The following is a 5,339-nucleotide window of genomic DNA, read 5'->3' as shown; positions in this document are numbered from 1 at the left end:
TTTGGACTATCTACAGACCCTGTTTACCGACTGTTCATCTTCCGTCGGCGTGGTGTCCGATTCTCAGCCGTTGGTTGCGCTACGGACATCCGTGCGCAGGGGGTGTCCGGCGGGGATCTCGACGAAGATCAGGGTGCGTCCGTCCGGGTCGAGGACGTGCATCTCCCTCAGTCCCCACGGCTCGGTACGGGCGCCGCGGGAGATCGTGATGCCGGCGTCGCGCAGGGCCGATTCGGTGGCATCGAGGTCGCGGACCTGCAGCCACAGGCCGGTCGCGTCGGCGCCGTCGGTGTCGGAGGCCATGTGTGACGCCACCTCGATCAGCGTCGAACCGGCGAAGAACACCACCCCGCCCGGGTACTCGCGGGCAATGGCCAGTCCCAGGTGGTCTCGATAGAACGTCAGGGTCGCGTCGGGATCGGTCGGCCGGAGGAGCACTCGGGCGCTGAGAATCTCCATCGCTCATGTGTACCGCAGTGGTCGTCACGACGAGAGCTGGCGACGGCCCGTGTTCATTGGAGCGCGAGTAGGCGGTGTCAGCGCCTGTACCCGTGAGTGATCCAATCCATAAGCACAGCGCCTAAGCCGAATTGACGATGCCATTGGCCAATGGCACTATATCGTGGTGGCAGCCGACAATGCACAACCAACAAAATCATTCGCCGATTGTCTCAATGAGTTGTTCGACACCGTGCGCGACGAGCATGGCCGCCCGTACTCGGCCAAGAAGACTGCCAAGAAAGCCCACGCCCTTGGCTACCACCTGAGTGACGCGTATATCTCGCAGATGCGTAGCGGCAAGGTCCTGACGCCGTCTTTCCGTGTGGCAGAGGCGCTCGCGCGCTCCTTCGAGGTCAGCGTGACCCGCTTCCTGGCCGACCCCGACGCTGACCTGGAGCGGGTGCAACGGCAACGCGAGTACTTCGCTCTGGCAGGCAAACCCAACGTGCGCCGCTCGGCTGAACTCCACGGCTTCGAATTTTCGACGTCGACGGTGGACGCGATCATTCGCCTACTGAATTCTGTGAAGAAACATCGAGGTACATGCGAGATATGAGAGCAGGTCTTCCTTTGCTCGCATATACAACAGTCACGGTTCTGTCGTCGTTGTTGCGGCCCGACGTCTTGCTCTGGCCGGGTCGTCAACAATGGCCAGCATGAGCTACAACTTTGCGTTCTGGGCCGGAGGCGACGAGCTCGACCCGTTGTCGGTGTACAAACAATTCGGCAACGGGGAGCACGTAGCCGGTATTGCGTCATTGAGCCGTGAGCGCGTTCTGGCGGCGATCGCCGACCATCTCGCTGGATGGCCGTGGGACGGACAGATCCTGCAACCACCGGGCACCAACCCCGACGGCGTGCCGGCGTTCGACGTATCCATCGGCGAGCAGAACGTCGAGTTCGTCGGCTATGGATGGGAACCCGAACACGCCAACGCAATCATCGACGCCATGCATGCTCTCGGCCTGCGGCTCTACGACCCCCAGGTCGACGAGCGATTCGCCTAGGGAGCTAGGCGATCGCTACCGATCAGACGCTCACGATGGCGCCATCGGTGTCGAGGATCCGATTGTTTGTGGTCAGTGTCCATAGTGCGCCGATTGCCCCCGATGTCGTTCGTGGGTCGATCGTATGAATACAGGCTCCTGAGGGCGCCGAACCCAGCGAATATCGGGAAGATTGTCCGATGAACTTGGGGCAGTTCTTCGATATCCGTGCCAACAGCTTGAACTCGTTGCGGCTGCTGTTCGCGACCGTCGTCATCGTTTCCCACTCATGGCCCGTCGCCGGGGTGTCCGGGGAGCCGTACCTGGGTGACATGAACTACGGCGAGATCGCGGTCGCCGGGTTCTTCGCTATCAGTGGGTTCCTGATCACCGGCAGCCGTCTGAACAACGACCTCGTCTCTTACTCGCGAGCACGGTTACTGCGGATCTTCCCAGGGTTCTGGGTGTGTCTTGCGGTCAGTGCCTTTGTCGCTGCCCCCATCGCGGCGACCGTGCGCGGTGGGTGGACCGTCGCCGACGCGCTCGGGTACGTCTACAGCAACGTCACCCTGGTCATTCGCCAGTGGACGATCGGCGGCACTCTTGATGGCGCACCCCGGACCGACTCGTGGAACGGTCCTGTCTGGACGCTGATGTACGAGTTCAGCTGCTACATCCTGATCGGCGCGCTGTTCACGATCCCCCGACTACGCAGCAGGTGGGTCGTCCTCACCGCCTTCGCGTTCTTCACCCTAGGCTGCGTTGCTGTAAAACTCGGGGTGCTGCCAGACACCGGACTGGGCGCGAAGATGGAGAACGCGACACAGTTCGGAGCCTTGTTCTTCGCTGGTGCGGTCACCTTCATGTTCCGGGACCGCATCCCAGCATCGACGTTCGTTTTCGTCGGGGCTCTGTTCATCTCCGTTGCTTCCATCGCCGCAAATTGGGGTGACGTGATCGCTCCGTTAGGTGTTGCCTACCTCTGCATTTGGATCTCCGCCCGCTTCCCGCGCCTACTCGTCGAGCGGATCGGAGACGGGTCGATCGATATCAGTTACGGGATGTACGTCTACGGATGGGCAGTGCAGCAATTGGTGGTGCTGGCCACCCTGGACCAGTACGGCATCGGGGTCATGATCGCGGCGAGCGTCATCGGAACGGTGCCGATCGCGACCCTCAGTTGGTTCGCGATCGAGAAGCCAGCCCTGCGCTTCAAGAATACGCGCCAACCGGTCGAGGTCCGCGAAACCATGGGCTCCGAAACACGCACGGAGGCAGACGGTCTAGAACGTCGAGCCCGCACGTAAGGCCGGGTATCGCCACCGGATCGTGCCGAGCCCTGTGAAGTTGAGGCACCAACCCGCCGATGTGGCTGCCGCTGGCACGGTGATCGGCGGCCCAATGAGTATCGGATACCGCCCACGTGCGTCTTTGGTGAGTCGGTTCTCCTTGGGGGTGGTCGCCCGCTGTCGGAATGTAGGACCACTGGCTTTCCACGAGCCCGCAGGTAACAACACATTGAGCGGCGACAACGATCTTCGCGACGTTGGCTACGTCACTGTTGGTGTCGATCTCGACCATCGGTCGGATGATGCTGCTATCGGCCGTGCTACCGGTGTTGGCTCGCAGCCGCGAGGTAGCTGTGGTCAGGGTGTGCTTCTGCCACGGCGCGGCGACCTGGTCGGTGGTCGACGCGACAGCCCCGGCGAAGTTGGCGCCATCTGAGCTGGTGAAGTTGAAGTTCGACACCACCGGCCAGGTGACGCCCTTACCGGATCCGTTGCCGCCCGCTGTGCCGTGCGTTGAGAGTCGGTGAGGTAGTGCGGGCACGAACTATGCGTCCCCCCGATCAACCGGGAGCACATTGTTCGGCAAGCGGCCCACAGTTGAGTGACCGGCAGCGATCAGGAGCTCGATCGTCGCTGCGAAACGGGCGTCGGCATTTCCCAGCACGGCGTCCCCCATCGCGCCGACGAAAGGACTGTCTTTCAGGCGCCGGGCTCGTTCGTCGAGGTCCACAGGTTCGGCAGCCCGGTGCTGTTCGTTGATGCAGAAGCCGACTGTCGCGTGCTGTGCAGTCTGAAAGAGGGTCACGATGTCGTCGGCCGAGACCCCGGCGGTGGCGAAACGCGCCAGGGTCGGCTCGATGTCGCGCAACAGTTGACTGTCCAGAATCACCGCGCTGCTGGCCGCGCGGGCTCCGTCGCGGCGACTGGTCAGACTGGCGCGGAGCTCAAGCATGTAGGCGCGCAACAGATCCGACCACACTGGGAGCGCGTCGCACTCGCCGATCGTCGCCGCGGCAACGGGGCGTCGCCACAATTCCGTGGCGATCTGTTCGAGGAGGGCACGCTTGCTGCTGACGTGCCAATACAACGCGGGCGCCTGCACGCCCAGTCGCCGAGCAACGCCTCGTAGCGAGATCTCGTCGAGGCCAACGGCGTCGAGTTCGTCGAGCGCTGCGGACACGATCTTGGCGAGATCGAGTCCTTTTCCTGCGGTCGGATGCCTTGACACCGATGGAGCTTAACAGTGTTAAATAGAGTATGAGACTAACACTGTTAAAGCGATCGTTGGTGGCGGCCGCGGTTCTGTCGGCGCACACGGGATGCAGCTCGCCGACCGAGGATGATCGCCGTGGCTCGGCGCCCACCTCCGTTGCGGCGTCGTTGGTCGGCGTCGAGCTGATCGATTCGGCAGCAACTGATTTTGATGGACGAGCGTTTCGAATCACCTACAGAACGGGAACGCCGAGCGATGCGGGACAGATGGCCAGTGGCCTCCTGTTGGTGCCCACGCGAGTGACCAGTGCGACGCTGACGAGCTACCAGCACAGCAGCGCAGTCGCGCGGGGTGACGTCCCGTCTGTCGTCGGCACGCCGCATTGGACGGCAGCGGCCACAGTTGCCCGAGCAGGGCGACTTGTCGTCGCGGCCGACTATCTGGGTCTCGGGTTGAGTTCGGGGGTACACCCGTGGCTCGATCCCGCCACTGAAACCATGGCGACCGCCGGGCTTCTCCACGTCATCCCGCAGGTGCTCGACCACCTCGAGATCCCGGTACCGACGCACGCCGATCTTGTCGGGTTCTCTCAGGGGGCCCACGCGACAATGGCCCTCGCCGATCATCTTTCGGCCACGACACCGGCGCCGTTTGAGATCCGGACGGTGATCGGCATCGCGGGCCCTTACGTGCTCTCCGAGGTGGATCTGCCCGCACTGGTCGCGGGCACCTCGGACCCTATGGTGAGGTCGCTGGCACTGACCCGTCTGACCCTTGCCGCAGAGCTCACCGGCGCAACCGTTGACGACATGTACGCCCAGGCCTGGCACTCACGCATCCACGAACTGTTCGACGGAAGCCGAACCGATATGCAGGTGGTGACCTCGCTTCCGGAGGACCCGCGCGGACTCTTCACCGACTCCGGTTGGTTGGCCCTGTCCGATCCGACCAGCGAGTTCGGGCAATGGGCGGCGCGAGCAAGCGCGGTGTGCGACGGGTGGGGAACCGGGATGACAGTGACGTTGATGCACGCAGACGGCGATACGTCGGCCCTCCCACGCAACACCGAACTCTGTGCAGACCGACTCACCTCCAGTGGCGCACTGGTCACCACCGTCTCTCTCGGCGACCTCGAGCACATCCCGTCCGGAGAGCGCGGAATCGATGCTGCTGCGGAGATGCTGAGCAACCTCGATCAGCATTCGTGAGAAGAGCCTGCCGTTCACAGCAGCCCCGCTCACGAGTGTCGTCGGGGACCGATCGGTGGCAGAGTCGATCTCTCCAAGCGCTTGCCATCGCAAGCCACGACGAGCAGGCCCGATTCAATGCCCATTGCGACCAACTTCTTCT

Annotated in this window: 6 protein-coding genes; 4 read left to right on the top strand and 2 right to left on the bottom strand. The window is 63.1% G+C overall.

Going from position 1 to position 5,339, the window contains the following annotated elements:
* Nucleotides 1-63 precede the first annotated feature (63 nt).
* Complete coding sequence (locus tag JHC79_RS22435; RefSeq protein WP_296395062.1) at nucleotides 64-459, bottom strand: VOC family protein; 396 nt, start codon at nucleotides 457-459, stop codon at nucleotides 64-66.
* A gap of 166 nt (nucleotides 460-625) precedes the next feature.
* Here JHC79_RS22435 and JHC79_RS22430 point away from each other — a divergent pair, with 166 nt between their 5' ends.
* The 3 genes from JHC79_RS22430 (at nucleotide 626) to JHC79_RS22420 (ending at nucleotide 2,794) form a co-directional block, all read left to right on the top strand.
* On the top strand, nucleotides 626-1,057 hold the full coding sequence (locus JHC79_RS22430; RefSeq protein ID WP_296395060.1) for an XRE family transcriptional regulator: 432 nt from the start codon (nucleotides 626-628) through the stop codon (nucleotides 1,055-1,057).
* 100 nt (nucleotides 1,058-1,157) lie between these two features.
* Complete coding sequence (locus tag JHC79_RS22425) at nucleotides 1,158-1,508, top strand: hypothetical protein (protein WP_296395058.1); 351 nt, start codon at nucleotides 1,158-1,160, stop codon at nucleotides 1,506-1,508.
* 179 nt (nucleotides 1,509-1,687) lie between these two features.
* On the top strand, nucleotides 1,688-2,794 hold the full coding sequence (locus JHC79_RS22420) for an acyltransferase (protein ID WP_296395057.1): 1,107 nt from the start codon (nucleotides 1,688-1,690) through the stop codon (nucleotides 2,792-2,794).
* A gap of 526 nt (nucleotides 2,795-3,320) precedes the next feature.
* On the opposite strand, the gene JHC79_RS22415 is transcribed toward JHC79_RS22420, so the two are convergent.
* Nucleotides 3,321-4,004, bottom strand: coding sequence for a TetR/AcrR family transcriptional regulator C-terminal domain-containing protein (locus JHC79_RS22415; protein WP_296395056.1), 684 nt, complete (start codon nucleotides 4,002-4,004; stop codon nucleotides 3,321-3,323).
* A 482-nt stretch (nucleotides 4,005-4,486) separates the two neighbouring features.
* Between JHC79_RS22415 and JHC79_RS22410 the strand changes: the two genes are divergently transcribed.
* The gene (locus tag JHC79_RS22410; protein ID WP_296395054.1) at nucleotides 4,487-5,197 is read left to right on the top strand and encodes a hypothetical protein; all 711 of its coding nucleotides are present in this window, start codon (nucleotides 4,487-4,489) and stop codon (nucleotides 5,195-5,197) included.
* Nucleotides 5,198-5,339 lie beyond the last annotated feature (142 nt).

It is taken from the genome of Williamsia sp., from assembly GCF_016462415.1.
Lineage (GTDB): Bacteria > Actinomycetota > Actinomycetes > Mycobacteriales > Mycobacteriaceae > Williamsia_A.
The sequence above is the reverse complement of the archived record's forward strand: the minus strand, read 5'-3'. Positions and strand labels throughout refer to the sequence as shown.